Source organism: Burkholderia semiarida (genome assembly GCF_029268935.1).
GTDB classification, from domain to species: Bacteria; Pseudomonadota; Gammaproteobacteria; order Burkholderiales; family Burkholderiaceae; genus Burkholderia; species Burkholderia semiarida.
This window is the reverse complement of sequence record NZ_JAHLCL010000008.1, coordinates 338,264-363,718: the sequence shown is the minus strand read 5'-3', so window position 1 is coordinate 363,718 and position 25,455 is coordinate 338,264. Positions and strand designations below refer to the sequence as shown.

The 25,455-nt window shown below is 63.1% G+C and carries 23 protein-coding genes and 2 pseudogenes; 11 read left to right on the top strand and 14 right to left on the bottom strand.

What is annotated here, in order from left to right:
- The first annotated feature begins 13 nt into the window (after positions 1-13).
- The gene (locus KPB06_RS24875) at positions 14-1,450 is read left to right on the top strand and encodes an efflux transporter outer membrane subunit (RefSeq protein WP_060009540.1); all 1,437 of its coding nucleotides are present in this window, start codon (positions 14-16) and stop codon (positions 1,448-1,450) included.
- A 46-nt stretch (positions 1,451-1,496) separates the two neighbouring features.
- On the opposite strand, the gene KPB06_RS24870 is transcribed toward KPB06_RS24875, so the two are convergent.
- On the bottom strand, positions 1,497-1,928 hold the full coding sequence (locus KPB06_RS24870; protein ID WP_059575291.1) for a TIGR02594 family protein: 432 nt from the start codon (positions 1,926-1,928) through the stop codon (positions 1,497-1,499).
- A gap of 190 nt (positions 1,929-2,118) precedes the next feature.
- Here KPB06_RS24870 and KPB06_RS24865 point away from each other — a divergent pair, with 190 nt between their 5' ends.
- The 3 genes from KPB06_RS24865 (at position 2,119) to KPB06_RS24855 (ending at position 5,741) form a co-directional block, all read left to right on the top strand.
- Positions 2,119-3,030 carry a LysR substrate-binding domain-containing protein gene (locus KPB06_RS24865; RefSeq protein ID WP_059575289.1) on the top strand — a complete coding sequence of 304 codons (912 nt, stop codon included), beginning with the start codon at positions 2,119-2,121 and terminating at the stop codon, positions 3,028-3,030.
- 140 nt (positions 3,031-3,170) lie between these two features.
- Positions 3,171-4,487 carry an MFS transporter gene (locus KPB06_RS24860; RefSeq protein WP_059575287.1) on the top strand — a complete coding sequence of 439 codons (1,317 nt, stop codon included), beginning with the start codon at positions 3,171-3,173 and terminating at the stop codon, positions 4,485-4,487.
- Between the two features lie 12 nt (positions 4,488-4,499).
- Positions 4,500-5,741, top strand: a complete 1,242-nt coding sequence (locus KPB06_RS24855; protein ID WP_275905964.1) for a metal-dependent hydrolase family protein — start codon at positions 4,500-4,502, stop codon at positions 5,739-5,741.
- Between the two features lie 200 nt (positions 5,742-5,941).
- On the opposite strand, the gene KPB06_RS24850 is transcribed toward KPB06_RS24855, so the two are convergent.
- Positions 5,942-6,295, bottom strand: coding sequence for a hypothetical protein (locus tag KPB06_RS24850; protein ID WP_275905965.1), 354 nt, complete (start codon positions 6,293-6,295; stop codon positions 5,942-5,944).
- Between the two features lie 1,025 nt (positions 6,296-7,320).
- Positions 7,321-7,917 (bottom strand): annotated as a pseudogene (locus KPB06_RS24845) (transposase); the annotation flags it as partial.
- A gap of 55 nt (positions 7,918-7,972) precedes the next feature.
- Between KPB06_RS24845 and KPB06_RS24840 the strand changes: the two are divergent.
- Positions 7,973-8,082 (top strand): annotated as a pseudogene (locus tag KPB06_RS24840) (transposase); the annotation flags it as partial.
- A 31-nt stretch (positions 8,083-8,113) separates the two neighbouring features.
- Here KPB06_RS24840 and KPB06_RS24835 read toward each other — a convergent pair.
- The 3 genes from KPB06_RS24835 to KPB06_RS24825 all read right to left on the bottom strand — a co-directional run bounded on the left by KPB06_RS24835 (position 8,114) and on the right by KPB06_RS24825 (position 13,025).
- Positions 8,114-9,910, bottom strand: a complete 1,797-nt coding sequence (locus KPB06_RS24835; protein ID WP_275905966.1) for a TIGR04141 family sporadically distributed protein — start codon at positions 9,908-9,910, stop codon at positions 8,114-8,116.
- A 317-nt stretch (positions 9,911-10,227) separates the two neighbouring features.
- On the bottom strand, positions 10,228-12,090 hold the full coding sequence (locus KPB06_RS24830; RefSeq protein ID WP_275905967.1) for a methyl-accepting chemotaxis protein: 1,863 nt from the start codon (positions 12,088-12,090) through the stop codon (positions 10,228-10,230).
- Positions 12,091-12,362: 272 nt separating this feature from the next.
- Positions 12,363-13,025: a glutathione S-transferase family protein gene (locus KPB06_RS24825; RefSeq protein WP_099317170.1), complete on the bottom strand. Its 663-nt coding sequence runs from the start codon at positions 13,023-13,025 to the stop codon at positions 12,363-12,365.
- A 288-nt stretch (positions 13,026-13,313) separates the two neighbouring features.
- Here KPB06_RS24825 and KPB06_RS24820 point away from each other — a divergent pair, with 288 nt between their 5' ends.
- Positions 13,314-14,669 carry a polyhydroxyalkanoate depolymerase gene (locus tag KPB06_RS24820; protein WP_275905968.1) on the top strand — a complete coding sequence of 452 codons (1,356 nt, stop codon included), beginning with the start codon at positions 13,314-13,316 and terminating at the stop codon, positions 14,667-14,669.
- A 227-nt stretch (positions 14,670-14,896) separates the two neighbouring features.
- On the opposite strand, the gene KPB06_RS24815 is transcribed toward KPB06_RS24820, so the two are convergent.
- The 5 genes from KPB06_RS24815 to KPB06_RS24795 all read right to left on the bottom strand — a co-directional run bounded on the left by KPB06_RS24815 (position 14,897) and on the right by KPB06_RS24795 (position 17,850).
- Positions 14,897-15,331 carry a cupin domain-containing protein gene (locus KPB06_RS24815; protein ID WP_059575277.1) on the bottom strand — a complete coding sequence of 145 codons (435 nt, stop codon included), beginning with the start codon at positions 15,329-15,331 and terminating at the stop codon, positions 14,897-14,899.
- Between the two features lie 81 nt (positions 15,332-15,412).
- The gene (locus KPB06_RS24810; RefSeq protein WP_059575345.1) at positions 15,413-16,180 is read right to left on the bottom strand and encodes an ABC transporter ATP-binding protein; all 768 of its coding nucleotides are present in this window, start codon (positions 16,178-16,180) and stop codon (positions 15,413-15,415) included.
- Positions 16,181-16,213: 33 nt separating this feature from the next.
- Positions 16,214-16,927: an ABC transporter permease gene (locus KPB06_RS24805; protein ID WP_059575275.1), complete on the bottom strand. Its 714-nt coding sequence runs from the start codon at positions 16,925-16,927 to the stop codon at positions 16,214-16,216.
- Complete coding sequence (locus tag KPB06_RS24800) at positions 16,924-17,613, bottom strand: ABC transporter permease (RefSeq protein WP_059575273.1); 690 nt, start codon at positions 17,611-17,613, stop codon at positions 16,924-16,926. The genes KPB06_RS24805 and KPB06_RS24800 overlap by 4 nt, the downstream gene beginning before the upstream one ends.
- A 90-nt stretch (positions 17,614-17,703) precedes the next feature.
- Positions 17,704-17,850, bottom strand: coding sequence for a hypothetical protein (locus tag KPB06_RS24795; RefSeq protein ID WP_226094222.1), 147 nt, complete (start codon positions 17,848-17,850; stop codon positions 17,704-17,706).
- Between the two features lie 659 nt (positions 17,851-18,509).
- On the opposite strand from KPB06_RS24795, the gene KPB06_RS24790 reads away from it, so the two are divergent.
- The 3 genes from KPB06_RS24790 to hutC all read left to right on the top strand — a co-directional run bounded on the left by KPB06_RS24790 (position 18,510) and on the right by hutC (position 20,961).
- A complete protein-coding gene (locus KPB06_RS24790) occupies positions 18,510-18,824 on the top strand; it encodes a hypothetical protein (RefSeq protein WP_081066526.1) in 315 nt (104 codons plus the stop codon).
- A gap of 132 nt (positions 18,825-18,956) precedes the next feature.
- Entirely contained in the window at positions 18,957-20,084 is a 1,128-nt protein-coding gene (locus KPB06_RS24785) for a porin (protein ID WP_059575268.1), read from the top strand.
- A 181-nt stretch (positions 20,085-20,265) separates the two neighbouring features.
- Complete coding sequence (hutC, locus tag KPB06_RS24780) at positions 20,266-20,961, top strand: histidine utilization repressor (protein ID WP_059575266.1); 696 nt, start codon at positions 20,266-20,268, stop codon at positions 20,959-20,961.
- A gap of 15 nt (positions 20,962-20,976) precedes the next feature.
- On the opposite strand, the gene KPB06_RS24775 is transcribed toward hutC, so the two are convergent.
- The gene (locus tag KPB06_RS24775) at positions 20,977-22,218 is read right to left on the bottom strand and encodes a glycosyltransferase (RefSeq protein WP_059575264.1); all 1,242 of its coding nucleotides are present in this window, start codon (positions 22,216-22,218) and stop codon (positions 20,977-20,979) included.
- A gap of 103 nt (positions 22,219-22,321) precedes the next feature.
- Here KPB06_RS24775 and KPB06_RS24770 point away from each other — a divergent pair, with 103 nt between their 5' ends.
- Positions 22,322-22,942, top strand: coding sequence for a TetR/AcrR family transcriptional regulator (locus KPB06_RS24770; protein ID WP_060967847.1), 621 nt, complete (start codon positions 22,322-22,324; stop codon positions 22,940-22,942).
- 207 nt (positions 22,943-23,149) lie between these two features.
- On the top strand, positions 23,150-23,503 hold the full coding sequence (locus KPB06_RS24765) for a hypothetical protein (protein WP_060311510.1): 354 nt from the start codon (positions 23,150-23,152) through the stop codon (positions 23,501-23,503).
- 40 nt (positions 23,504-23,543) lie between these two features.
- Here the strand turns inward: KPB06_RS24765 and KPB06_RS24760 are convergent, their stop codons facing one another.
- Both KPB06_RS24760 and KPB06_RS24755 read right to left on the bottom strand, forming a co-directional pair.
- Positions 23,544-24,371, bottom strand: a complete 828-nt coding sequence (locus KPB06_RS24760; protein ID WP_275905969.1) for an alpha/beta fold hydrolase — start codon at positions 24,369-24,371, stop codon at positions 23,544-23,546.
- A 115-nt stretch (positions 24,372-24,486) separates the two neighbouring features.
- Positions 24,487-25,404 (bottom strand): LysR family transcriptional regulator, encoded by a 918-nt coding sequence (locus KPB06_RS24755; protein ID WP_059237452.1) that lies wholly within the window; start codon positions 25,402-25,404, stop codon positions 24,487-24,489.
- Positions 25,405-25,455 lie beyond the last annotated feature (51 nt).

The window sequence follows — 25,455 nt, the reverse complement described above, 5'->3', positions numbered from 1 at the left end:
AGGGATCGTCATCATGAAGAAGTTACTCGTCGCGCTGGCCGTCAGCGCATTCGCCGCCGGGTGTGCGGTGCAGCCCGCGCAGCATCCGGCGCTTCAGGATTCGGTTCGAACGCTCGCGCCTGATGGTTGGGATACCAATGTGCCGCGCGCGGATATCGACGCCGCCGCCTGGTGGGCGCAATTCCACGATCCCGTGCTCGACAAGCTGATCGCCGCGGTGCTCGACGGCAATCTCGATCTGCAAGCCGCGGCCGAACGCGTGAAGCAGGCGCAGGCGCTGACCGTGCAGAAACGCGCGGTGCTGCTGCCCGAACTCGACGCGACCGCGCACGCGGCCGATGCGCGGCAGAACACGCCGCCGCCGCTCGGCTACGTGCGGCAGGCGGGCGCCGGGCTCGCGCTGAGCTGGTCGCCCGATGTATTCGGCGGAGAGCGGCTCGATCTGCTTGCTGCTCAAGCGGAGTTGGTCGGGCAAAAGCATGCGGAAGATGCGATGCGGCTCGCGCTTGCAGCCGATGCGGCATCCGCGTATGTCGATCTGCGCTGGGCGCAGCAGGAATTGAAGATCCTGCAGGACAACGCGAAGATCCGCCAGCATGCGCTCGAACTCACGCGCAAGCGGCAGGCGTTCGGGCTGTCGACGGAACTCGACGTGACGCGGGCGCAGAACCAGCTCGATGCACTCGAAGCCCGGATTCCGCCGACGCAGGCGCAGATTTCGCATCAGCTCAATCTGATTGCCGTGTATTCCGGGCGCACGCCGGAATCGGTCGATCGGCTCGTGCTGGCGCAGGCTGGCGAGATTCCCGCGCCGCCGGCGGGCGCGCCGGGGACGTTGCCTTCGCAAGCGTTGTTGCGGCGGCCGGATGTGCTGACCGCCTATGCTCAAGTCGAGCGGCGTGCGGCACAAGTCGGCGTGGCGAAGGCCGAACGGTATCCGAAGTTTTCGTTGAACCTGACGGACGGGATTCTCGCGGCTTCGTATCTCGGGTTGCCGACGTTGACCGATAACCTGTTCAGCGCGGCGTTGAGTGCGACGAGTCCGATCTTCAACGCGGGACGGATTACCGCCGATATCTCGCAGAGCGAAAGCCGGATGCGCGAGTCGGAACTCGGGTTACGACAAACGATGCTGCAAGCGTTGCGGGAAGTCGAGGATGCGCGCGCCAATCTCGTCAGTTCCGATGAGGCGACGCGGAAGTTGGGTAGCGCGCTTTCGGCTTCGGACAAGGCGCTTGGGTTGGCGAATCAGCTTTATAAGGGCGGTGCGACGGATTTTCTGGATGTGCTGTCAGCGCAGGAGGTATATCTGCGCGATTCGGATTCGCTCAACCAGGTCAAGCGCGAGCACGCGCTGGCGGCGGTGGCGTTGTATCGGTCGCTTGGGGGTGGGTGGAGCAGGAACGATGCGGCGGGTGGGCCGGAGGTGGAGGCGGTCGCGAAGAATTGAAGCCGATGCCTGATACAGATGCAGGCCGCGTCGACGGCTCGCACCGTTACTCAACCACGGCGCGGTGGTTATCCGGCATCGGCCAGCGGTAGCCGATCACTTCGTTCAGCGGGTACGCGAGTTCGCGAACTTCTTCCAGTTGATTGCCGCCGAACAGGTGGACGTGTTCGGCGTCGTGACGCAGGTAGAAACCGACGTGCCCTTTCCAGCTCGTCGGGTCGTCACGCGTCAGGATCGCGATGCAGCCGTACACCGGACGCTCCAGCGGTTTGCCCCATTCCAGCCACGAGCGTGCGAGCGCGGAGCCGGTGCCGCGGAATCCGGCGTGCGCCATGCACCAGTTCACGAACGACGAGCACCAGGAAATCTTGTCGTCGTAGCCGACCAGGTTCGTCTGGTTGTTGTACTCGACGATGCGTGGGTTGATGCTGCCCGGCGGGTGGCGGCGGATGCCGAGTTCGGCCAGCGCGACGGGCATCCAGGGTGGGTGGACGGCGTTCACTTTGCTCTCAGGGTTTGATAGGGTCACGTCGTTCTCGGGAACGTGTCGGGGTTGTTTCGCTCAATCTTCGCACGAATATCGCGAATCCACGACGCCCTTCATAGATTACGATTTCCGTCGACTCCCCCCGTATCATGGAGGCAGCGCCCTCGACTCCCTGCCCGCCATGCGCATCACGCCCCTGCCGCCTCTTCAGTGCCTCGTCGCGTTCGAAGCCGCCGTGCGGCACGCGAGTTTCACGAAAGCCGCCGCCGAACTGCACCTGACCCAAAGCGCGATCAGCCGCCAGATCCAGCAGCTCGAGGAATTCCTCGGCCGCTCGCTGTTCGTTCGCGAACACCGTTCGCTGCGGCTGACGATCGCCGGCGAGCAATACGCGGCGCAGGTCCACCATCTGCTCACGCAATGCGCGCAAGCCACGCACGACGTGATGAAGCCGTACGGCGATCTCGAGCTGACGATCGCGTGCTCGTCCGGCGTCGCGCTGCTGTGGCTCACGCCGCGGCTACCGAACTTTCGTGCCACGTATCCGAACATCAAGCTGCGCCTGATCGTGCGCGATAGTCTTGCATCGATGTCGCCCGCGGAATTCGACGTCGGCGTCTACTACGTGCGTCAGCAGGCGCCGGCCGAATACACCGCACGCCGGCTGTTCGACGAAGAAGTGTTCCCCGTCTGCGCGCCCGGCTATCTGGCCGGCCGCACGCTCGACGCGGCCGATCTCGCGAACGAAACGCTGCTGCGCCTCGAAGACGGCCAGCGGCAATGGATGTCGTGGTCCGAATGGTTCGACATGAACGACGTCGACCGGCAGAAGGCGCAGCCGCAGGACATCACGATCAACTCCTATCCGCAGATCGTGCAGATGACGATTCTCGGCCAGGGCGTGTCGCTCGGCTGGCGTTACATGATCGACGCGTGCATCGAAGCCGGGCTGCTCGTGCGCGTGACGGAGGCGTCCGCGAGCCACGGCGGCGGCTATTATGTGATCTCGCCGAACGACCGCGCGCAGAACCAGGCCGCCCGCCTGTTCACCCGCTGGCTGTTCGAACAGGCGGAGCAGCAGACCGGGGCCTGAATGCCCCGAACGCCCGAACACGACGCATGCGTGCAGCGCATGCCTGCATGCGAATCTTTCGTTTCAGAAAAAAATCCGGCTCTCCTTAGTATGGGATTCGAGCGGGGCAGCCGTCCCGCCTTCTGACCAAGGAAGAGACCATGCAAGGAACGCTTTCCCCGCGCGCCGCGCCTTCCGTCGATGCGGCGGTGCAACAGCGCCGCCGCGCCATCGTCGCGACCGTCATCGGCAACGGCCTCGAATGGTTCGACTTCACCGTCTACAGCTTCTTCGCGGTGATCATCGCGAAGCTGTTCTTCCCGACCGGCAACGAACTGACATCCGTACTGCTCACCGTTGCGACGTTCGGCGTAGGCTTCTTCATGCGGCCGGTGGGCGGCATCGTGCTCGGCGTCTATGCCGACAAGGTCGGGCGCAAGGCCGCGCTGTCGCTCACGATCCTGCTGATGGCGGCCGGCACCGCGCTGATCGGGATCGCGCCGACTTACGAACAGGCCGGCATCGCCGCGCCGCTGATGATCGTCGTCGCGCGGCTGCTGCAAGGCTTCTCGGCCGGCGGCGAGATGGGCGGCGCCACCGCGTTCCTCACCGAATACGCGCCGCCGGAGAAGCGCGCGTATTACTCGAGCTGGATCCAGTCAAGCATCGGCTTCGCGGTGCTGTTGGGTGCGGCGACCGGCACGTTCGTCACGACGTCGCTCGACACGCAGGCGCTGCATAGCTGGGGCTGGCGGCTGCCGTTCCTGCTCGGGATCATCGTCGGGCCGGTCGGTTACTTCATCCGCAGCCATATCGACGAGACGCCCGCGTTCAGCGCCGTCGAATCGCAGGCGAAGGAAAGCTCGCCGCTGAAGGAAGTGCTGCACACGTATCCGCGCGAGACGTTCGCGAGTTTCTCGATGGTCATCCTGTGGACCGTCTGCACCTACGTGCTGCTGTTCTACATGCCGACCTATTCCGTGCGCACGCTGCATCTGCCGCAATCGACCGGCTTCACGGCCGGCATGGTCGGCGGGCTGATGATCATGTGCTGCTCGCCGATCGTCGGGCGACTCGCCGACGCGTGGGGACGACGCGTGTTCCTCTCTGGCTCGGCGCTCGCGATTCTCGTGCTCGCGTGGCCGATGTTCTCGTGGATCAACCATGCGCCCGGGTTCGCGTCGCTGATCGTGTTCCAAGCCGTGTTCGGCGTGCTGATCGCGACCTATACGGGGCCGATCCTCGCGGCGTTCGCGGAGCTGTTTCCGACCAAGGTGCTGTCGACCGGGTTGTCCGTGGCGTACAACTTCGCGGTGACGATCTTCGGCGGGTTCGCGCCGTTCCTGATCACGTGGCTCATCGCCCGCACCGGCAGCAACATGGCGCCCGCGTTCTACGTGATGCTCGCGGCGGCCGTCAGTTTCGTCGGTACGCGCTTCGTGAAGGATGCGAAGCGTGCGGCTTCCGCGACTCGATAAGGATTTTTTCCCATGACCATTACCGTGCTTCAAGGCGGCAACGTGCTCGACCTCGAACGAGGCGTGTTGCTCGAACATCATCATGTCGTGATCGAAGGCGAGCGGATCGTCGAAGTCACCGATCGGCCGGTGGATTTGCCGAATGCGCAGGTGATCGATGCGCGCGGCAAGACCGTGATGCCGGGGTTCATCGATTGCCATGTGCATGTGCTGGCGTCGAATGCGAACCTTGGCGCGAATGCGACGCAGCCGAATATTCTCGCGGCGATTCGGTCACTGCCGATTCTCGATGCGATGTTGTCGCGTGGGTTTACCAGTGTGCGGGATGCGGGCGGCGCGGATTGGAGCCTGATGCAGGCGGTCGAAATGGGGCTGATTCCGGGGCCGCGGATTTTTCCGTCGGGGAAAGCGCTGTCGCAGACGGGCGGGCATGGGGATTTCCGGCCACGCGGCGATGTGCTGGAGCCCTGCTCCTGCTGTTTCAGGACGGGGGCGATTGCGCGAGTGGTCGATGGCGTCGAAGGCGTGCGGCTCGCCGTGCGTGAGGAGATTCAGAAAGGCGCGACGCAGATCAAGATCATGGCGTCAGGCGGCGTGGCTTCGCCGACCGATCCGATCGCGAACACGCAGTATTCGGAGGACGAGATTCGGGCGATCGTCGATGAGGCCGAGGCCGCGAATACGTATGTGATGGCGCATGCGTATACGGGGCGGGCGATTGCGCGCGCCGTGCGATGCGGCGTGCGGACGATCGAGCACGGGAATCTCGTGGATGAAGCGGCCGCGATGCTCATGCAGGAGCGGGGGGCGTTTGTGGTGCCGACGCTGGTGACTTATGACGCGCTGGCGAAACATGGGGCGGAATTCGGGATGCCGGCGGACTCCATCGCGAAAGTGGCTTCCGTGCAGCAGAAAGGACGTGAGTCGCTCGAGATCTATGCGAAGGCCGGCGTGAAGATGGGGTTCGGGTCGGACCTGCTCGGCGAAATGCATGCGTTTCAGTCTGGAGAGTTCCGGATTCGGGCGGAGGTGCTTGGGAATCTGGAAGCGCTCAGGTCGGCGACGACGGTGGCGGCGGAGATCGTCAATATGACCGGGCAGCTTGGGGTGGTTGCGGTGGGGGCGATCGCCGATCTCGTCGTGCTGGATGGGAATCCGCTCGAGGATATCGGAGTCGTTGCCGATGAAGGGGCGCGGGTCGAGTATGTGTTGCAGCGGGGGGCGGTTGTGAAGCGGCGGGTTGGCGGGCGGTGATGTGGGGCCGTACGGTTGTTTCGGCAGGCGCAGTGCGGCCTCACGGGCCTTACAGTCGTGACAGTTGTTGACGATGGCTATCGGTGTGAGTCGCGGCGTTCGAGACAATGGCCGGGGCGGTGTCGCCCCGGCGGTCAAGCGCATTCGGGAAACGCTTGCGTCCCAGTCGCTAGAGCCGCATCAAGCAGCCCTTGCAGACGTTATAGCGGCGACGGTCCCCGGTCAGGATCGTGGTACGACTGCTCTCGCAACGCCAACTGGCTGTAGTCCGGCGTGATCGTGATCTGCCGGGTCACGTAGTTGGTGTCCAGGTATACGCGGTCACCAGGCTTGAATCCGAAGATCTTGAAATCAATGTCGATCGCCTGCATCCACGGCAGGTACGGCCAGCCCCGCTTGGGAAGGTCCGGGTAGTTGCGCAGGACCAGCTCAAACGTCTTTTGCATGTTGACGGGTTTGTTCTTTCTACGACGTGGCTTAGTATTGGCGTCAGCCATTTCCGACTCCTGTGGCGAGTTGGTGGTGGTCAGCGGGTCGTATGGGTTGCCGCCCATGCGGCCCGCGCTTCTTTGATGCCTCGGGTTTCCCCTTCTTTCTCCCCTCTTCGCTGGGTCTTGTTGGGCAAGACGGCTTTCGTTCGACCATCGGGGCGGAGGGGACTGCGTTCAGCTCCGATGACGAGAAGCATGGCTTCATGACCAGTGTAGCCGCGCTGGCATCTCAGAATTAGGGAATTGAGGGGGATTGGCCGTTCGGTAGAGGCATACTGTGTTGAGGTTGCGGATCGATCATCCGCCCCATAATGGAGCTGTTGAACCGACAGAAGCTCGCTCCCAGCCGCTTAATGCACAGTAGAAGTTGTTTCCTCTAGCAATATTTCCGGTTCGCTCAATAATCGACAGAACGCCCTATGGATATCTTTCAGATTGAAATGTTTTGCGATCGTTGGATCGCTAAAGCCGATGCATATCGGTGCGACAATCTAGACGATTTATTCGACCGATTTTTTACGTTATTCGTTTCCTACAATCGACTTTACTCTGCATCGGCTGAGTTATATCGCGCCACCCGTGATTCGCGACAGCAAATCATGTTTCAGGGAGACCGTCGAGAAGCTACTACCGTAATGGCTCTGCTCATAAAGCAGCCTCGATTCGCGGATGTTGTGCGGGGAAATCCCGTAATAGCCGATTCTTGCACGACGATCTCAGCACTGTTGCTGAATCGCCAATTTTTCTTGCATAGCGTTCGCGGTACAAGAGCGCCAGATCATACAAGGGATGCGAGACTGGCCGAGGGATTGCAAAGGCATAGTCTCTTGGCAGTCCTCGAATGTCTTTACCAAATTCGTTGCAACATGTTTCACGGTGAAAAGGAGTTCGCCCCGCAGCAGGCCCGACTACTTGTCCCAGCTATTGCGTTGCTTGAAGCAATTGTCCGGCTAAGTCGGACCGTCTTGCGTGAAGTCGCGAATGCTCTCGCCGAGTAAGGCTCGATTGATCCACCTGAAAGACAGCCACACGCTCGGCTCCGAGGCAGACCGGGGGTATCAGGATTTCCGTGTGCAAGGCGGGTTGAGCAGCGCCAGGTACACCTCCTTGTTGCGCACGACGGCGTCTTCGCGAATCTTGACCCGAAGGGCGTCGAAGAACACGACCGGATACATCGGCTCAAACGGTCGACCCTGCCAGGCAGTCACTTCGGCCATGACCTCGTCGGTCACGGAACTGATGAAGTCGGGCGAGACCTCGGTACCGTATTGCTCCAGCAGGAAGCCCTGAATCTCGCGCACGGTCATGCCCCGGGCATACATGGCAACGATCTTGTCGTCGAAACCGGTGAAGCGCCGTTCGTGCTTGGGTATCAGGATGGGTTCGAAGCTGCCGTCGCGGTCGCGACGCACCTCGATGCGAATCGGGCCGTCTTCGGTCAGGACCGTCTTGGCGCCCCGCCCGTTGCGCTGATTCGTGGCGTTGGCCGGCTTGGCCGCACCGGCAGGGTAGCCAAGATGATGATTCATCTCGCCGCTCAGCGCTCAGTCGATCAGCGCCTTCTTGAGCGCCAGCGTCGCGGCATTGACGGCTTCTGCTGTCATCGGACCGTTGCCAAACTGCTCAAGCAGTTCGGCCGGAATCGCCGGCAGTTCCACCGGCTGGGCTTTCGGTTTGCGAGGCATACGCTCTCCTTGAGAGCATGTTATGCCTTAAACACGAAATTCCTGACAGGCCCTCGAGGTGTCTCCCGACTTCATCAGCTCAGTCACCGACAAGGTAATGGCCGAGGCGCTGAGCTGGCAGAGTCGCCCGCTTGAGACGATGGTCCGGTGGCATTCTTCGATGCCGATAGCATTGAGACGGGCGAGCAGAATGCTCTCAGGGTTTCCTTGCTCGGGTGACCCGGCGAACTGCGGCCTTCGCGGCAACCTTTGCAACTGCTTGCTTTTTTGCCTTTCGTTTTCTGGCCTCTGCGAGAAATTTCGCGGACTCCGGTATATGCAGCAGGCTTACAGTAAACCCAAAGTTTTGGAGCCTTCGTCCACACACCCGAAGATTGACCTTACTAAAAAACGGAAGATCAAGCTTCGCCCCGGATGGACCATCAATAATCGCAAAAACCACCTCATAACGACTACCGATCGGTTTTGCAGGGAGTTTAGCGAAATTCTGCTTGACGAGCTGCTTATTAACTTCAACAACAAAATCGGGCTCACTTACCAACAGGGTCGACGACACAAGTCCTTGCGCGAAAAGATGGCTCAACGTCGCAGAGCTTCGCCCTCGTTTAACATGAATAAGTTGATTTCTCTCAGTGCGAGACGAGCCGAGCGCATACAGATCACAAACTTCAATCTTACTAGATTTACCACCAAAGGAAATCAATTTACGATCAAGCATTGCATACTTATGAGGAAGGTTCGCCGCAACCGCCTCGTTGTATTTTCCCTCACCATCATGCTCATACTCCACAAACGGCTTATCGAAATGACGCCTCGAAATATTATCAAAATATTTATCCACCAAATTTTTAAACGAAGAATCTACACAATACCAATTTCCTGCATTTAAAATATACAGCGCCTTGTTATATTTAACTTCAGCATACAAGCACTTATAAGCAGAATAAACTCTGGGAGGAACCCCTGACGCCAATACCATATAAATTGCCCGATATCTCAACGTATCTAAAGTGGCGTTCGATCGCAACGATTTTTTTAGATCCTTAACATCCAGCGCAGCATGGATCGACGATTCCAATTCTCCGCGAGTGTAACAAAATCCTGTAACCTCCTCCCAGCTGACAATTTCCGGAATAGCCAGCCACATAGCCGAAAAGTCGCCACTTTCAAATAATTTCCACAGTATTTTATTTAACTCTTCTAAAATATCCGGCCGATCAACCGACTCCAGATTATCCACCCATGCAAATGCGCCAGCCTGCCCATTGTCAATTTTCCGATAGTCTGCCGCCAAAGATCTTTTAAGCGCAACTTCGAGGAATTTCCCCAACTGCGGAAGATCAATACCGACACTTGCCTTAAGAGAATCCATCCCGGCCAAAACTTCTCCGAGATCGTCTTTATACTCGTCCAAAGTAAAGCCAACCAACCCTCGCAGCAAATCTTGTTGCTCATTAATTTCATACTCCGCAACAGAAGTTGCACGCAACGCTTGCGTCCTACTTATTCTCGGCGTTGCCTCGAATGTATGACGGTCGATGGATGCAATTTTATCTGGTGATATACTATTAAGCGCCACTCGAATTCCAAATCGAGTTTCGACGCACTCGGCGTCCAACATATATCGACCATGCCCGAATGCGATTGCAAACTGCCTCCCCTTGACAGTCGTCACAAGCAGCGCCGACACACTTTTATTTTTTAGCCCATCAAGCCCACCCGATCGACCCATTTGAGGGGCAATAAATCCGACCCACTCCGGAGTTGATTCGCTCAAGGGCTTTCTTACGTACAATGTCCCGAACTTGCCCTTATCTCCAAGCGAGTACTCATCCACATCGATTTGCCTTGGCCTTCCATCTCGATCTAATGGTTTCGCAAGAAATTCACGCTTCGCCCAAAACTTACCGGACGCACTCCCGCCCGGCTTCTTGAGCAAAAATGTATTTAGCGATACCTTTTTATGCTTCTTCTCCCCCGCTCTCTCCGTCAATTCACACCCCCGATTATGGATTATTTTCAAATTCCCACACCACAACAATTAGACAGCACCCTCTAACAACACAAAACAAATGCCTCACAGCATATCGCAATATTCCACACATCAATGGCATATGCAAGACGCCGCCTTCGCCCCCAACCACAGCAATGACGGCAACGAGCACTGCCGCCCCACGCCCACTACCAATTTGGAAATGCGTTTCATTTCTGTAAACGCCGCCAAATCAGGCACTGACATAAAAAAATGGCCGCCGTGAACTCACGGCAGCCGCCTTAGAAACGCCCCCATTCCAAACCCCGAATCACCCCCTACTCACCCACCTTAAAGGCCGAAACCAGCTTCGTCAATTCCGCCGCCTGCTGCTTCAAACTCTCCGCCGCAGCCGCGCTTTCCTCGACCAAAGCCGCATTCTGCTGCGTCGTCTGATCGAGCGACTGCACCGCATCCCCGATCTGATCGATCCCGGCACTCTGCTCCAGGCTGGCCTCTGCAATCTCGCTCATCATCGCGCTCACGCCTTGAACCTGCGAGACAACATCACTCATTACCTTCCCCGCCTCACTAACGAGCCGCGATCCGGCACCCACCGTTCCCGCGCTATGCTCGATCAGCGATTTGATCTCCTTCGCCGCCTGTGCACTGCGCTGCGCCAGATTCCGCACCTCCGAAGCGACAACAGCAAACCCGCGCCCCTGCTCCCCCGCCCGCGCCGCCTCCACCGCGGCATTCAACGCCAGAATATTCGTCTGAAACGAAATACTGTCGATCATCACGATGATCTCGGAAATTCGTTGCGAAGCGTTACTGATCTGCTCCATCGTCGTCACGACCTCGCCCACCACCTGCCCGCCACGCGCCGCCGTATCCGCCGCGCCGTTGATCATCTTCGCGGCCGTCGTCGCCGTCTCGGTGTTGTTGCGCACCACGGCCGTGATCTCTTCCATCGACGAAGCCGTCCGTTCCAGGTTGCTCGACTGCCCTTCGGTGCGCTCGCTCAGATCCGCATTCCCCGAAGCAATCTGCGCGGACCCGGTCGCGATCGACGCCGACGCCGCACGAATCCGATGAACCAGCGTCGACAACGACGACACGAACCGGTTGAACGCATCCGACAACTGCCCGATCTCGTCCTGGCTCTCGACCGTCATGCGGCGCGTCAAATCACCCTGGCCGCTGGCAATTTCCGACAGCAGCGTCGCCGCGCGGCGAATCGGCGCGGCAATCGCACGCCCCACCAGCCAGATCACGAGCAACGCAACCCCAAGCCCCACTACCGCCGCGACCAGCGCCGCGCTGCGAATCGCACGCGTCACCGGCCCGAGCAGTTCGGCCTGCGGCACTTGAACGACCACATACGCATTCAGCTCCGGAATGAACGACGTCGCGATGAAGCGCTCGCCGCCATCGCCCTCGTAGCTCAGGTACGCATACGGCTTGCCCGCAAGCAGCGTCGACGACGCATCACCCGGCAGTCCCGGCTCATCTTTCAGGAAATGCTTGCCGTCGATCAGCGACGTATCGCGATGCATCATGATCGCGCCGTCGGGACGCACGAGGTACGCGAACCCTGTCTCGCCGATCCGGTAAGCGGAGATGCCCTTCGCGAGCGCATCGACGGACAGGCTCATGCTTGCCGCGCCAACCGGCACGCCGTCGAGTTCCACGCGGCTGTTGATGAACATCATGTAGCCGCCGACGGTCACCTCGCGATCCATGTTCACGTCGTACGCCTTGCCGGACGACAGGAAGCTGGTCAGCCACTGATCCTTGTCGGTCACCTTCCGCTGCAAGCCGGCTTCGTTATAGTAGTTGCCACTCTTCACCGACACCCACTGCACGGACGCGGCTTTCTGGTCGTCCTTCACGTTCTTCGCGAGCTGAATCCAGTTGCGCGTGCCGGCATCGGGTTCGCCGTCGGCTTCCCATTGCAGCAGGAACGCATCGCGCGCGAGAATGCGCGACGCGGCGATCGGGCCGGCCATCTGGCGCTGCACGTCGGCGCGAATGCCGTTCACGGCGGTCGGCAACTCTTCGCGGACGACACGATCGCGCACCGCGTTGCCGATCAGACGAACGCTGAGCCCGCTCGAAATCGCGACGAACACGAGCAGGCAACTCGTCATGCTGAGAATCAGCTTGTTCTGAATGGAAAGCTTGCGCCAGAAATGCATGGGGAACCCTCGATAACCGCTCGGTCTGAGCCAGATTGGGTTATCGGCAGGCGGGCGCAGAAACGCATCGCTGATTTCAGATAGCGATCATTCGAGATCCGTTATGTCGTCGATGGGCTGGCATATGCGGCCGCCTATATAGGCAGAAACGGCGCAACCTGAACGCCAATCAATACGCGACGGAAATCGTCACGCGCCGGTTTCGCGCTCTTGATGCCGCATCGTCCCCCGCGACGAGCATTGAAATGCCTGCCACGATCGCCCGCGTCAGGTCAGAACTCCATATCGAGTTCGTCGATGTCTTCGTGCTCGGCCTTCGCCGCGTCGATCCACTCGGCGACGAACGGGTGCGCGAGCACCTGCATGCAGTACTCGGCGACGTCCGGTTCGAGCTTCACGTCATAGGTCAAAAAACGCGTGACGACCGGCGCATACATCGCGTCGGCGATGCCGATCTCGTCCCCGAACAACCATGGGCCGCCGTACTCGGCCAGGCACTCGCGCCAGATCGTCACGATCCGCTCGATGTCGTGCTGCGCGCGCGACCAGATCCGGAAGCCGGGGAAATGCCCGCGCAGGTTCATCGGCAGCGCGGATCGCAAGGCGCTGAAGCCGGAATGCATTTCGCCGCAGATCGACCGGCAATGCGCGCGAGCATGGCGTTCGTCGGGCAGCAGCCGCGCCTGCGGCCGGATCTCGTTCAGGTATTCGGCGATCGCGAGCGTGTCCCACACCGCGTTGCCGTCGTGCGTGAGGCACGGCACGAGGATCGACGGCGACAGCAGCAGCAGCTCCGCGCGCGAAGCGGCATCGATCGGCACGCTGATCGTCTCGAACGCGAGCCCGCTCAGCTTCGCGAGCAACCAGCCGCGCATCGACCACGACGAGTAATTGCGGCTGCTGATGGTCAGCGTCGTCCGTGCGTTGGATTCCATGTCGCTCACCCTGCTGAATGTCGTTCGTGCCCCTGCACCGTAAACGGACGCGCCGCATGACCGCGCGCACCACGCCCGTGCAATCCGCTCGCCGAAGTGGCGCACCGTCACACGGCATCGCGACAGGTGTCGCGCGCCCGACCAGCAAGGCAATGCATCGCCTTCGCCCGCTCATCACCTACCGCGCGCGTCGCCGCGCTCCCGAACCGCTGCAACGCGCGTGCCAGCCGCATGCTGGCATACGGCTTGCCTCGTTCCCTGCAATGCGGCGTCACGAGCGGCGGTCTGATGAATCTGCTTGCCTATCCGTTTTATCAATGGTCTGCGGAATGCCTGCGCCCGGCGCGCGCTTGGGCGGCCGCCACGCGCGCGACGATGTCGCTGTGGCCGCCGGCGACGTCGACGCCAACGGGCCGCATGGTCGACGCGCTGTGCGAACTGCTCGAATGCTGCGCGTTCTCGCATCGGCGGCCGCCGTTCGGGATCGCGTCGGTCGTCGTCGACGGCGAAACGGTGCCGATCGTCGAGGAAGCGGCCGCGGCCACGCCGTTCGCGACGCTGCTGCATTTCCGCAAGGCGCGGCCGGTCGCGCGCCAGCCGCGCGTGCTGATCGTCGCGCCGATGTCCGGGCACTTCGCGACGCTGCTGCGCGGCACGGTGCGCACGATGCTGGCCGATCACGACGTGTACATCACCGACTGGCACAACCCGCGCGACATCCCGCTGGCGGCCGGGCGTTTCGGTTTCGACGAATACGTCACACACGTGATCGACTTCATCCGTCACATCGGCCCAGACGCACACGTGCTGGCGATCTGCCAGCCGACCGTCGCGTCGCTGGCCGCGGTCTCGCTGATGGCGGCCGGCGGCGATCCGGCACAACCCGCGAGCCTGACGCTGATGGCCGGCCCGATCGACTGCCGCGTGAATCCGACGAAGGTCAACGCACTCGCGACGAGCCAGCCGATCGACTGGTTCGCGCGCAACCTGATCAGCGTGGTGCCGGCAGGCTTCGTCGGCGCGCAGCGGTGCGTGTATCCGGGCTTCGTGCAGGTCGGCGCGTTCATGTCGATGAACCCGGACCGGCATGCGTCGTCGTTCGCCGATCTGTACTACGAACGCGCGAAAGGCGACCCTGCGAAAGCCGACACGTTGCGGCACTTCTACGACGAATATTTCGCGACGGCCGACCTCACCGCGGAGTTCTATCTGGAAACGGTCGAGAAGGTGTTCCAGCAGTACGCGCTCGCACGCGGCGAACTGACGATCGACGGCACGCTCGTCGAACCGGCGGCGATTCATCGCACCGCGCTGTTGACGATCGAAGGCGAGAAAGACGATATCTGCGCAGTAGGCCAGACGGTGGCCGCGCAGGAATTGTGTTCGGGATTACCGTCGTACCTGAAGACGCACCATGTACAGACGGGCGTGGGACATTACGGCGTGTTCAACGGCAGTCGGTGGGACACGCAGATCTATCCGATCGTGCGGGCGACGATCCACGACAACGAGCCGTACGATCGCACCGCGGATACGCAAGGCGACATGAGCGGCGCGCACTACGTCACGCTGCGTGCGCTGCTCGATGCACGTGCATCCGGGATCGACGAAGCGACCGAGGCGGAATCGGATCACGCGCACTGAACGCGGCTGGCGCCACGGTGAATTGCCCCGCGCCGCCGGAGATGCGGGGTGATGTTGGCCGCGACATTCGAGCGGCGTGCGAGCAAAACCCCTCGCGCGGATCTTCGCAACCCTTTGGAATTCGAAGCAATGTGCGGGAGCGGAGAACGGGCCGCAGAAGTCAGCGGATCAATAAAAAACCGCCTGAATGCAGGCGGTTCTTCGAAAACGCACACCCAACCGGCCAGCTAGGCACCGGCCTCACCCCACGGCGTCGGCTCCGGCACCGCGCACGGGCCTTCGACGTCGATCGATTTGAAGTCGGCGGGCCCGACGATCTCCAGGTACTCCATGTCCGGCGAGTAGTCGAACAGGTAGTGAACGATCCCCGGCGCCTGATGCACGCAGTCTCCGGCCGCCACCAGCGTTTCCTGTTCGCCGTACATGAAGCGCGCCCAGCCCTTCAGCATGATCACGATATGGAATTCGGCTTCGTGACGGTGCCAGCCGGTGCCCGCCTCCGGTGCATGATTGGCCCTGACGAGTTGCGCGACGACCTTGCCGTTCGTCGCGGCGGCGATACCGAGATCGCGGTACAGGAAAAAGTCGCGCAGGCCCTCGCCTTGAAAGGCGGTGTCCTGCGGCTTCACGTGGGAAAAAGCAGTGGTGGTCGGCGTGCTCATCGCGGTGCTCCTTCATCGAAAGGATCACGCGAGACAAGCATTTAGCGTTCCAGTTTGCGGCGGCGCGAAACGCGCGCGGGCTTACTTCAACCGTCCCGACAGAAACTGCCTAAGCCGCTCGCTCTTCGGATTCACGAGAATCTGCTGCGGATCGCCCTCTTCCTCGATCTTCCCCTGATGCAGGAAGATCACGTGGTTCGACACGTTGCGCGCGAAGCCCATCTCGTGCGTGACGACGACCATCGTGCGGCCTTCCTCGGCGAGCTTCTGCATCACCTTCAGCACCTCGCCCACCAGCTCCGGATCGAGCGCGGATGTCGGCTCGTCGAACAGCATCACTTCCGGCTCCATCGCGAGGGCGCGCGCAATCGCGACGCGCTGCTGCTGGCCGCCCGACAGGTGCGATGGATACATGCCCTCGACGCGCGGCGCGAGCCCGACCTTCTCCAGATACGTGCGCGCCCGCGCGGTCGCCTCGTCCTTGCCGACCCCGAGCACGGCCATCGGCGCCTCGATCACGTTCTCGAGCACCGTCATGTGCGCCCATAGGTTGAAGTGCTGGAACACCATCGACAGCTTCGTGCGCATCCGCTGCAGTTGCTTCTGGTCGGCCACGCGCAGCGAGCCGTTGCGCTCGCGCGTGGTCTGGATCGGCTCGCTGCCGATCGTGATCTGCCCCGAGCACGGCTGTTCGAGGAAGTTGATGCAGCGCAGGAACGTGCTCTTGCCGGAGCCGCTCGAGCCGATGATGCTGATCACGTCGCCGGCCTTCGCCTTCATCGACACGCCCTTCAACACCTCGTTGTCGCCGAATTTCTTGTGCAGGTTGTCAACGGTAAGCTTGTACATGCGGAGTCCTTCGTTGCGGATCATGCGAATGCGTTAATGGCTGCGCGGCGCGAGGTACGCGAGCCAGCGCGTCTCGAGCTTGCGGAACGCCCAGATGAGCGCGAACACGACGACGGCGTACAGCACGGCAGCGATGCCGTAGGCCTGGAACGACATGTACGTCGCCGAATTGACGTCGCGCGTGACCTTCAGGATGTCGGGCACGGTCGCGGTGAACGCGAGCGTCGTCGCGTGCAGCATCAGGATCACTTCGTTGCTGTAGCTCGGCAGCGAGCGGCGCAGCGCGGACGGCAGGATGATGCGCGTATAGAGCTTGAAGCGCGACATCCCGTAGGCCATCCCGGCCTCGATCTCGCCGGCCGACGTCGCCTTGATCGCGCCCGCGAAGATCTCGGTCGCATACGCGCATTCGTTCAGCACGAACGCGAGCAGCGTGCAGTTCATCGCGTTGCGAAAGAATGTGTCGAGGAGCACGTGGTCGTGCACGACCTGCAGGCTGTAGATGCCCGTGTAGCACATGAGCAGTTGCACGTAGAGCGGCGTGCCGCGGAACACGTACGTGTAGAGCCACACGGGGCCCGAGATCCAGCGGTTCGACGACGCGCGCGCAATCGCGAGCGGCACGGCAAGTGCGAAACCGAGCGCGATCGAGACGACCAGCAGCCACAGCGTGATCGCGAGGCCGCTGAAGCGGTAGCCGTCGGTATAGAGAAAGTTTTGCCAGTACTGGCTGACGAGTTCGATCACAGTGCAAGCCTCCGGACGCCGACGGAATAACGCTTCTCGAGGTGATGCAACACGACGTTGGACACCGTCGTGATCGCGAGGTAGATCGCGCCCGCGGCCAGCGTGAAGAAAAAGAAATCGAGCGTGCTCTTGCCGGCGTCCTGCGACGCCTTCACGACATCGGCAAGGCCGATGATCGACACGAGCGCGGTGGCCTTCACGAGCACCTGCCAGTTGTTGCCGATGCCCGGCAACGCGAAGCGCATCATCTGCGGAAACAGGATGCGGCGAAACACGCGCCAGCCGCTCATGCCGTACGCGAAGCCGGCTTCGAGCTGGCCGCGCGGCACCGCGAGGAACGCGCCGCGGAACGTTTCGGTGAAGTACGCGCCGTAGATGAAGCCGAGCGTGATGACGCCGGCGACGAACGGATCGATGTCGATCTGGCGCCAGCCGAGCGCGTCGGTGACGTTGTTCAGCAGGATCTGCATCCCGTAGAACAGCAGCAGCATCAGGACGAGATCGGGCACCGCGCGGATCAGCGTCGTATAGAAGGTGCCGATCGACTTGAGCATGCGGTGGGTCGACAGTTTCGCGCTCGCACCGATGAGGCCCAGCACGAGCGACGCGGCGAGCGACAGCACCGCGAGCTTCACGGTCTCGACCGTGCCGGCCCACAGCAGCGGGCCAAATCCTTGAAAGATCATATGAAGAATCCGGAACGATGTGGCTGGATCGTCAATAGCCATTAACCGCGCATCAAACGAGTTTTGCGCGCTGACTGATGCACCTGCTCATCAGCCCGGGCGCAGCGCGCGGCGCGCGGGCCGATCAACCGCCGTAGACGTCGAATGCGAAGTACCGAAGCGGATCGTCGACCCATCGTTGGCATGGGCACCGACCGCGATGCAAGCGGGGGCAATACTGAGCGCGAGTTTCTTCATGGCGTTCCTGTCAGAGGCGAACTGGGCGGGCCCTGTCGGGCAGCCCGCGCCGGCGCCGCCGGCACCGCGCCCCCGCCGCGAACCCTGCCAACCCGGCGATCGCCCCTTCGGGCGACGCTCAAAGTTGTACATACAACTTTGCCTTTTTCGAGGAATGCCCGGCAATCCGGGTTTATCTCTAGTCGTCGGCGGATTCTTGCATCGATGAAATTTTCCCCTTGTTTTTCAACCAATTGCGCATCACATCAAGTCAAACACGGGACTTCTCCCAACGATCGACCCAGACTAGAGACGCGCCCTCACTTGTCTATACTTATCCAGCCATCGTCAGGTTTCCCGTTCGCCGAGCCGACCGTTCCCGGCCCGACCAGCGGGCGGGCGAATGGCGATTCCGCTGGTGGATGCCCGGGCCGAATCGGCCGCGGTTGGCATGTGCGGCGCAAGTTCGCCGTGTACCCGCGCACGCCGCGCAAGCGAATGCCTTTACGAGAAGACCGAACTCGTCGGGGCGGAACCAGGCGGTATCGCGTTTTTACGGGTTCTTTTCGGGGTGGGCGCGAGTCTATACACCGCATCGTCACCGCGCTTCCTAGAATGGGCGCCATGTCCGATATGCGATCTCTGCAGTGCGGAGCACGATGCGACCCGGGGATGAACACATGAAATCGACCAGAACCGAATGCGCTGCTTCACGCGGTCTGCCGCTCGCCCGTTCGCGGCGTCGTTGTGCCGCGGACCCGCTCGTGCTGCTGTCGATCCGCGTCGAATCGGACGACCTTGCGCTCGTGCGGCGCCAGTTGCATCAGGCCGTCGGCGCCGCGCTCAACTGCTACGCGGCCTCGCTCGACAGCCGCACCGGGCGCGCGTGCATCGAGCTCGAAGTCGCGCGCTCGCAGGCGTCGCCCGCGATCCTGTCGATCCTGCGCGTGCTGCCGGCCGCCGAGTTCGGCACGATCCGCCTGTTGCAGCACTAGCCGGCATTCGCCGCCGCGCGTGACACGTGTCACGCGCTCCCGCTTTCATCGATTCGCACACGTGTGCCCGCGCGGGCACGCGTGACGGATCGCCGTTCCCGTCGCAACGGGCCTTTCCAGGAAATACATGCAATGAAAAAAGCAGTTGTCGGAACTCTCTCGCTTGCACTCTTCAGCGCCGCCGCGCACGCGCAAAGCAGCGTCACGCTCTACGGGATGCTGGATGCCGGTATCGCCTATACGAACAACCAGTCTGGCAAAAGTACGTGGCAGCAAGGCAGCGGGCTGCTGTCGAATACGGTCTTCGGGCTGAGCGGCAACGAGGATCTCGGCGGCGGCCTGCACGCGCTGTTCCGCCTCGAAAGCGGCTTCAATCTGAACAACGGCACGCAGTCCTATCGAAATACGACGTTCGGCCGCCGCGCGTACGTCGGGCTGCAGAGCGACCGGTACGGCGCGCTGACGCTCGGCCGTCAATACGACGCCGTGGTCGACTATCTCGGCCCGCTCGCGATGGCGAACAACGGCGACGGCAACAACCTCGCGTCGCATCCGTTCGACAACGACAACATCGACGATTCGTTCTACATCGACAACGCGGTGAAATACACGAGCCCGACGCTCGCCGGCTGGCAGTTCGGCGGCCTGTACGGGTTCAGCAACGCGGCCGGCGGCTTCGCGAGCAACCGCGCATACAGCGCGGGCGTGTCGTACGCGAACGGGCCGGTCAGCCTCGGCGCCGCGTACCTGCAGCTCAATCGCGGCGGCCTGACGGCCGGCGGCGCACTGTCGACGAACGACGCGCCGAACTTCCCGGCCGTCCGGCAGCGCGTGATGGGCGCCGGCGGCAGCTATGCGTTCGCCCGGCTGACGATCGGCGCGTTGTGGACGCACTCGATGTTCGACGAGACGGCCGCGTCGTCGCTGCCCGGCGCGCTGAACGCGCTGCGCTTCGACAACTACGAGGTCAACGCGCGCTACGCGCTGACGCCGGCGGTCTCGTTCGCGCTCGCCTATACGTTCACCGACGGCCGCTACGACGACGCAACCGGCAGCCACCGGCCGAAGTGGCACCAGGCGACGCTGATGGCCGACTACGCGCTGAGCAAGCGCACCGACGTGTACGCGGAAACCGTGTACCAGCACGCGTTCGGCGTGCCGTCGGGCGCGACGCTCGGGTTCGCGAACGTCACGGGGCTCGCGGCTTCGTCGACGCGCACGCAAGTGGTCGCAACGGTCGGCATCCGGCATCGGTTCTGATCGCGCGCGAGCCGCCGCGGGCCCGCCGCTCTGTGCAATCCCGCATGGACGCGCGCCGGCCGAACAGGGATCATTCGGGGAATCCGGGCCGGCGCGCCCGCGAAACCGGTACACTCGGCGCCGGGCGCGCGCCGGATCGGCATTCGGCGGCGGCCCGCCGCCGACTCTGAATCGTGATCCCATGACCACACCGATCTATCAGGAAATCAAGGACTTCATCCTCGCGCGCATTCATGCCGGCGAATGGGCGGAAGGCGACCAGGTGCCGTCGGAGAACGAGCTCGCGCGCGAATTCAACGTCGCGCGGATGACCGTCAACCGCGCGCTGCGCGAACTGACCGCCGAACAGGTGCTCACGCGCACGCGCGGCTCGGGCACTTACGTGGCGTCGCCGAAATACGAATCCACGCTCGTCGCGATCCGCAGCATCTCCGACGAAGTCGCCGCGCGCGGCCACGGCTATCGCGCGCAGGTGCTGCAGGTCGGCGCGGCCGTCGCCGACGCGAAGCTCGCCGACGAACTGCGGCTCGACGCCGGCAGCCCGATCTTCCATTCGCGCGTGCTGCATTTCGAGAACGACACGCCCGTACAACTCGAGGAACGCTGGGTCAATCCGGCCTGCGCACCCGAATACGCGTTGCAGGACTTCACGACGACGACGCCGAACCAGTACCTGACGCGCGTCGCGCCGCTGCAGCGTGTCGAATACCGGATCGAGGCCGCGATGCCCGACGCCGAAACGCGCCACCACCTGACGATGGACGATCGCGAGCCGTGCCTGCTGCTGCACCGGCGCACGTGGTCGCAAGGGATGGTCGCGTCGGTCGCCAATCTGTGGCACCCTGGCAGCCGTTACCGGTTCACCGGGCATTTCTGATGCCGATGCGCGCGCTCACCTCGCGCGTGGTTGCGCCCATCGTCCGATCGCGCTGACGGCCAGCTTCAAGCCATCCTCCCGCGCGAGGCGCGCACCGAGTTCCGTCGCACGCGCCTTCGTGTCGCCGCGCTCGGCAAACGCGATCGCCCGCGCCAGCGCGGCAGCGTCCATGCGCCTGCCGGCGATCGGCGCATCGGCGACACCGAGCCGCTGCAGCCGGTTCGCCCAGAAGAACTGATCGCCCGCGAACGGCACGACCACCGACGGAATGCCGGCCCGCGCCGCCGAATGCGTGGTGCCCGACCCGCCGTGATGCACCGCCATCGCGACGCGCGGGAACAGCCAGTCGTGCGGCGTGTCGTCGATCACGCGGATGTGCGCGGGCAGCAGCGACGCATCGATGCCGCTCCAGCCCGGATAAAACAGCGCGCGCCGGCCGGCCAGTGCATGCGTCAGCGCGGCGGCCAGCGCCGCACGATCGAAGCCGGCCATGCTGCCGAACCCGATGTACACGGGCGGCTCGCCCGCGTCGAGAAACGCCGACAAGTCGGGCGGCGGCGCCCATGCATGCGCATCGATTCGCCACTGGCCGCATGCGTGCACGTTGGCCGGCCAGTCGGCCGGGCCGGACAACAGCGCCGGCGACACGCCATACAGCATCGGATGATCGGTCCACACGCGCTTGCGCGGCGGCAATCCGCATACGCCGGCGCGCGCGGCATTCGTCGACTTCCTGAACGCCTGCCACAGCAACGCGTTCACGAGCCGATGGCTCGCGCGATTCAGCCCGCGCGGCAACTTCCCCGGCGGCAGGAACGGAGACGCGAATTCGGCGGTCGGCGTGATCGGGATCATGCCCGTGCCGATCGCAGGTATGCCGCGATATTCGGCGACCGACAACCCGACGAACGATGCAAGCCCCGACACGAGAAGCGCGTCGCGCCCGGCCGACGCGTCCGCGACTTCGCGCATCCACGCGGCCGTGTTCGCATTCGCGATCGCGGCAAGCGCCTTCGACGTATCGTGGAAGCCGCCGCGCCCGCGCACCGCATCGGCCAACACGCCTTCCGGCGCAATCGCGCGACGGATGTCGCCGGACAGCGGCGCCGACGGCACGCCGAGTGCGTCGGCCGACCCGAGCGTCGCGGCATCGGCCAGCAGGCGGACGTCGTGGCCGGCGTCCATCAGCGCGCGGCCGAGCGCCGCGAGCGGACGCGTGTCGCCTTCGGTGCCGTAGGTGGCGATGACGAGTTTCATGCGGGGCGCCTCGTACACGGCGGAAAAGCCGAAAAGGTTGGATTCAAAAAAACGTGCACGTCGTATACTAATGCAATCCGTACACTTTCAGTCAACCCCTGCCATGACGATTCCGACCGACGATCCGGGCCGCCGCGCGCGCAAACGCATTCAGATGCTCGCGCATCTTGCCGCCACCGCCGCGCGCCTGTTCGACGCGCACGGCTACGAAGCCGTCACGATGGAGCAGATCGCCGCCGAGGCCGATGTCGCGAAGCGCACGCTGTACAACCACTTTCCGACGAAGGAAGCCGTGCTCGCGCACTGGCTCGAAGGCGAACTCGCGCGCGATCTCGCGCATCTGCAGCACGACGTCGCGCGGCGCAAGACCTTTGCGTCGCGCATCGGCTGCGTGCTCGACGCGTCGGCCGCCTGGTGCGAGCAACATCCGGCGTACCTGCTCGCGTACCTGCGGCATCGCTTCCTCGGCATCGGCGCGGCCGAACCGGAGCGTGCGGGAGAGAACGGCGGCGATATCGCGCCGGTGTGGCGGCAACTGATCGCAGCCGGTCAGCAGGCCGGCGAACTGAACCGCACGCTGCGGGCCGACCAGCTCGCAACCTGGTTCCATCACCTGTATCTCGCGGCGATGCTGCGCTGGCTGACCGTGCCGGGACTGTCGCTGAAACGGGAGTTTCAGGCGGTCGCGAAGTTGTTCATCGAAGGCGCGGAAGCGAAACGGTGACGCAGCACGACCGGCAGCGGGACGCGGCCAACGCGTCGCGCGGCGCATACACACTGTTACAACGAACACACGCATTGCATGCCAAATTCCGCGCGCAGCAGTATGCTGATGACGTACGGCTGCGCACTGTGCCTCGGGCAATCCCCTGGTTCGCACGCAATCGCGCCGCCGTCGCGACCGCAATCATGCGTTGCAAGGAGGGTTGTGATGGCTACCACGCATCAGCACTTCCACCTCGAACTACGGCACGCCACCGCGCCGACCTACTTCATCAGTTACCTGTTCCCCGCGTTGCTGTTCGTCTACGAACTGCTGCGCGTCGGCCAGTGGATCCGCGATCACGGGATGCAATTCGTCGCGTTCAAGCAGATGGGCTACGAGTATCTGCTGATGCTGCTGTTCGTCGGGCTGCAGATCGTCGTCGAGGCGATCTTCCTGCTCGGCGCCGCGATGCGCAAGGATCATCGCGATTTCGAACACCGGTTGCCGAACGTGGTTCTCGGCATCGGCCTGTCGATCGCGTTGCTCGCGATCGATCTCGCGATCCAGCTTTCGTTCTGACGGCCGGCGGGCGAACGCCCGCCGACGATGGCGAGCGCGCTCAGGCGCTCGCGTCGCGCAGCAACGTCGCGACGGCGGCCAGCACGTCGTCCGTTCGCTCGCGGTGCGGCATGTGCCCGCAGCGGGCGAGCAACAGAAACGACGACGGCCCCGCGACGCGCGCGGCGATCCGCTTCGGATGCACGTCGGACCCGTATTCGTCGTCCTCGCCGTGAATCGCGAGCGTCGCGCACTCCACGTGCGGCAGGTCGCGGTCGAGATTCCAGTCGCGGAACGCCGGCGACAGCCACGTGTCGACCCACGCGCGCAGCACCCATTCGGCCTTGTCGCCGTGATAGCGCGCGAGCCGGTCGAGCTGCCCCGGCTCGTCGAACTGCCGCCCCGCGTCGCGAATGCCGGCCAGCGTGCGATCCTCGACGAACGCCTGCGCGGCGACCGTCACGAGGGCGCGGCAACGCGCCGGATGCGCGGCCGCACAGCCGACCGCCATCCCGCCGCCGACGCTGTGCCCGAACGCGACGAACGCATCGACGCCGAGCTGTTCCAGTACCGCGACGAACGCATGATCGGCCTCGTCGCGCACGAATGTCGTGCCGAGCTGGCCCGGATGACGATCCGAACGGCCGAAACCGAGGCGGTCGTATGCGATCACGTCGCGTTGCGTGGCGCGTGCAAGCTGCGCGGGAAAGTCGCGCCACAGGTCGACGCAGCCGAGCGAATCGTGCAGCAGCACGATCGGCGCGGCCGGCTTAGGCGCGGCCGGCTCAGGCGCGGCCGCGTGGTGCGCCGGCTCCGCACGCCAGCGTTTCGCAAAGAGACGCCCTTGCGGCGTCTCGACGGTCATCTCCTCGGTCACGATATCGGTCATGTGTCGGTCGTCCGCATGAAAGCGGCCGCCGGTCGGCGGCCGCATCGAATCGGCACATGGTGGCCTGCCGGCGCGCGCGGCGTCAAGCAAGCCCAAGCCTCTTTTGCCTACGCACTCATTCGGGCTGCGGCGGCAGATACTCCATCTGCGCTTCGTCGTACAGCCGGTAGATCAGCGCCTGCATCGCGCGGATGTCCTCCGATTCGTCGAGCATGCGCATGCTCATGATGATCGGCGATACGAGGTTCGGATCGTCGAGCGGCTTGTAGCTGATGTCGTCGCGCTTCAGCCCGTACACGCTATGCGGCACGACCGACACGCCCTCGCCCATCGCGACGAGGCCGAGCGCGATCTGCAATTCGCGCGTCTCGTAGATCCGGCGCGGTTGCAGCGCGCGATCGTGGAAGGCCGCGAGCACCTGGTCCGCGTAGCTCGGACGCGGCGCCTTCGGAAAGATGATCAGCGTGTCGTTCACGAGATCGTGCAGCGACAGCACGGGCTTCGCGCTGTCGAGCACGTGACCGACCGGCAGCGCGACGATCATCCGCTCCTCGCGCAGCACGACGCGCCGCACGCTCGGGTCCTCGTGGCGGATGCGGCCGAACCCGACGTCGATACGCCCTTCCTTCAGCGCCTTGATCTGATCCATCGTCGACATCTCGTGCAGGCTCAGCTCGACGGCCGGATATTCGCTGCGAAAGCGCCGGATGATCTTCGGCAGCATCCCGTACAGCGTCGAGCCGACGAAACCGACCGACATGCTGCGCTCGATCTTGCCGACCCGCTTCGTCATCGATTCGAGCTCGGTCGTCTGCGCGAGCAACTGCACCGCGTGCGAATAGAAGAAGCGCCCCGCGTCGGTCAGCTTCAGCGGCCGCGCGTTGCGCTCGAACAGCGGCACGCCGAGCGCTTCCTCGAGCTGCTGAATTTGCCGGCTCAGCGGCGGCTGCGCGATATGCAGCCGTTCCGCCGCCCGTGTGAAATTCCGCTCTTCGGCCACCGCGACGAAGTAGCGGAGGTGTCTCAACTCCATGTTCGAATCCTCCCGGGACAGGCGCCGGACGCTCCTTCGGCACCGCACGGA

Excerpts from the sequence above, each read along its gene's own strand:
- KPB06_RS24875 (WP_060009540.1), top strand. The coding sequence starts at position 14 with ATGAAGAAGTTACTCGTCGCGCTGGCCGTCAGCGCATTCGCCGCCGGG.
- KPB06_RS24870 (WP_059575291.1), bottom strand. The coding sequence starts at position 1,928 with ATGCCCGTCGCGCTGGCCGAACTCGGCATCCGCCGCCACCCGCCGGGC.
- KPB06_RS24865 (WP_059575289.1), top strand. The coding sequence starts at position 2,119 with ATGCGCATCACGCCCCTGCCGCCTCTTCAGTGCCTCGTCGCGTTCGAA.
- KPB06_RS24860 (WP_059575287.1), top strand. The coding sequence starts at position 3,171 with ATGCAAGGAACGCTTTCCCCGCGCGCCGCGCCTTCCGTCGATGCGGCG.
- KPB06_RS24855 (WP_275905964.1), top strand. The coding sequence starts at position 4,500 with ATGACCATTACCGTGCTTCAAGGCGGCAACGTGCTCGACCTCGAACGA.
- KPB06_RS24850 (WP_275905965.1), bottom strand. The coding sequence starts at position 6,295 with ATGGGCGGCAACCCATACGACCCGCTGACCACCACCAACTCGCCACAG.
- KPB06_RS24830 (WP_275905967.1), bottom strand. The coding sequence starts at position 12,090 with ATGCATTTCTGGCGCAAGCTTTCCATTCAGAACAAGCTGATTCTCAGC.
- KPB06_RS24825 (WP_099317170.1), bottom strand. The coding sequence starts at position 13,025 with ATGGAATCCAACGCACGGACGACGCTGACCATCAGCAGCCGCAATTAC.
- KPB06_RS24820 (WP_275905968.1), top strand. The coding sequence starts at position 13,314 with ATGAATCTGCTTGCCTATCCGTTTTATCAATGGTCTGCGGAATGCCTG.
- KPB06_RS24815 (WP_059575277.1), bottom strand. The coding sequence starts at position 15,331 with ATGAGCACGCCGACCACCACTGCTTTTTCCCACGTGAAGCCGCAGGAC.
- KPB06_RS24810 (WP_059575345.1), bottom strand. The coding sequence starts at position 16,180 with ATGTACAAGCTTACCGTTGACAACCTGCACAAGAAATTCGGCGACAAC.
- KPB06_RS24800 (WP_059575273.1), bottom strand. The coding sequence starts at position 17,613 with ATGATCTTTCAAGGATTTGGCCCGCTGCTGTGGGCCGGCACGGTCGAG.
- KPB06_RS24795 (WP_226094222.1), bottom strand. The coding sequence starts at position 17,850 with ATGAAGAAACTCGCGCTCAGTATTGCCCCCGCTTGCATCGCGGTCGGT.
- KPB06_RS24790 (WP_081066526.1), top strand. The coding sequence starts at position 18,510 with ATGAAATCGACCAGAACCGAATGCGCTGCTTCACGCGGTCTGCCGCTC.
- KPB06_RS24785 (WP_059575268.1), top strand. The coding sequence starts at position 18,957 with ATGAAAAAAGCAGTTGTCGGAACTCTCTCGCTTGCACTCTTCAGCGCC.
- hutC (WP_059575266.1), top strand. The coding sequence starts at position 20,266 with ATGACCACACCGATCTATCAGGAAATCAAGGACTTCATCCTCGCGCGC.
- KPB06_RS24775 (WP_059575264.1), bottom strand. The coding sequence starts at position 22,218 with ATGAAACTCGTCATCGCCACCTACGGCACCGAAGGCGACACGCGTCCG.
- KPB06_RS24770 (WP_060967847.1), top strand. The coding sequence starts at position 22,322 with ATGACGATTCCGACCGACGATCCGGGCCGCCGCGCGCGCAAACGCATT.
- KPB06_RS24765 (WP_060311510.1), top strand. The coding sequence starts at position 23,150 with ATGGCTACCACGCATCAGCACTTCCACCTCGAACTACGGCACGCCACC.
- KPB06_RS24760 (WP_275905969.1), bottom strand. The coding sequence starts at position 24,371 with ATGACCGATATCGTGACCGAGGAGATGACCGTCGAGACGCCGCAAGGG.
- KPB06_RS24755 (WP_059237452.1), bottom strand. The coding sequence starts at position 25,404 with ATGGAGTTGAGACACCTCCGCTACTTCGTCGCGGTGGCCGAAGAGCGG.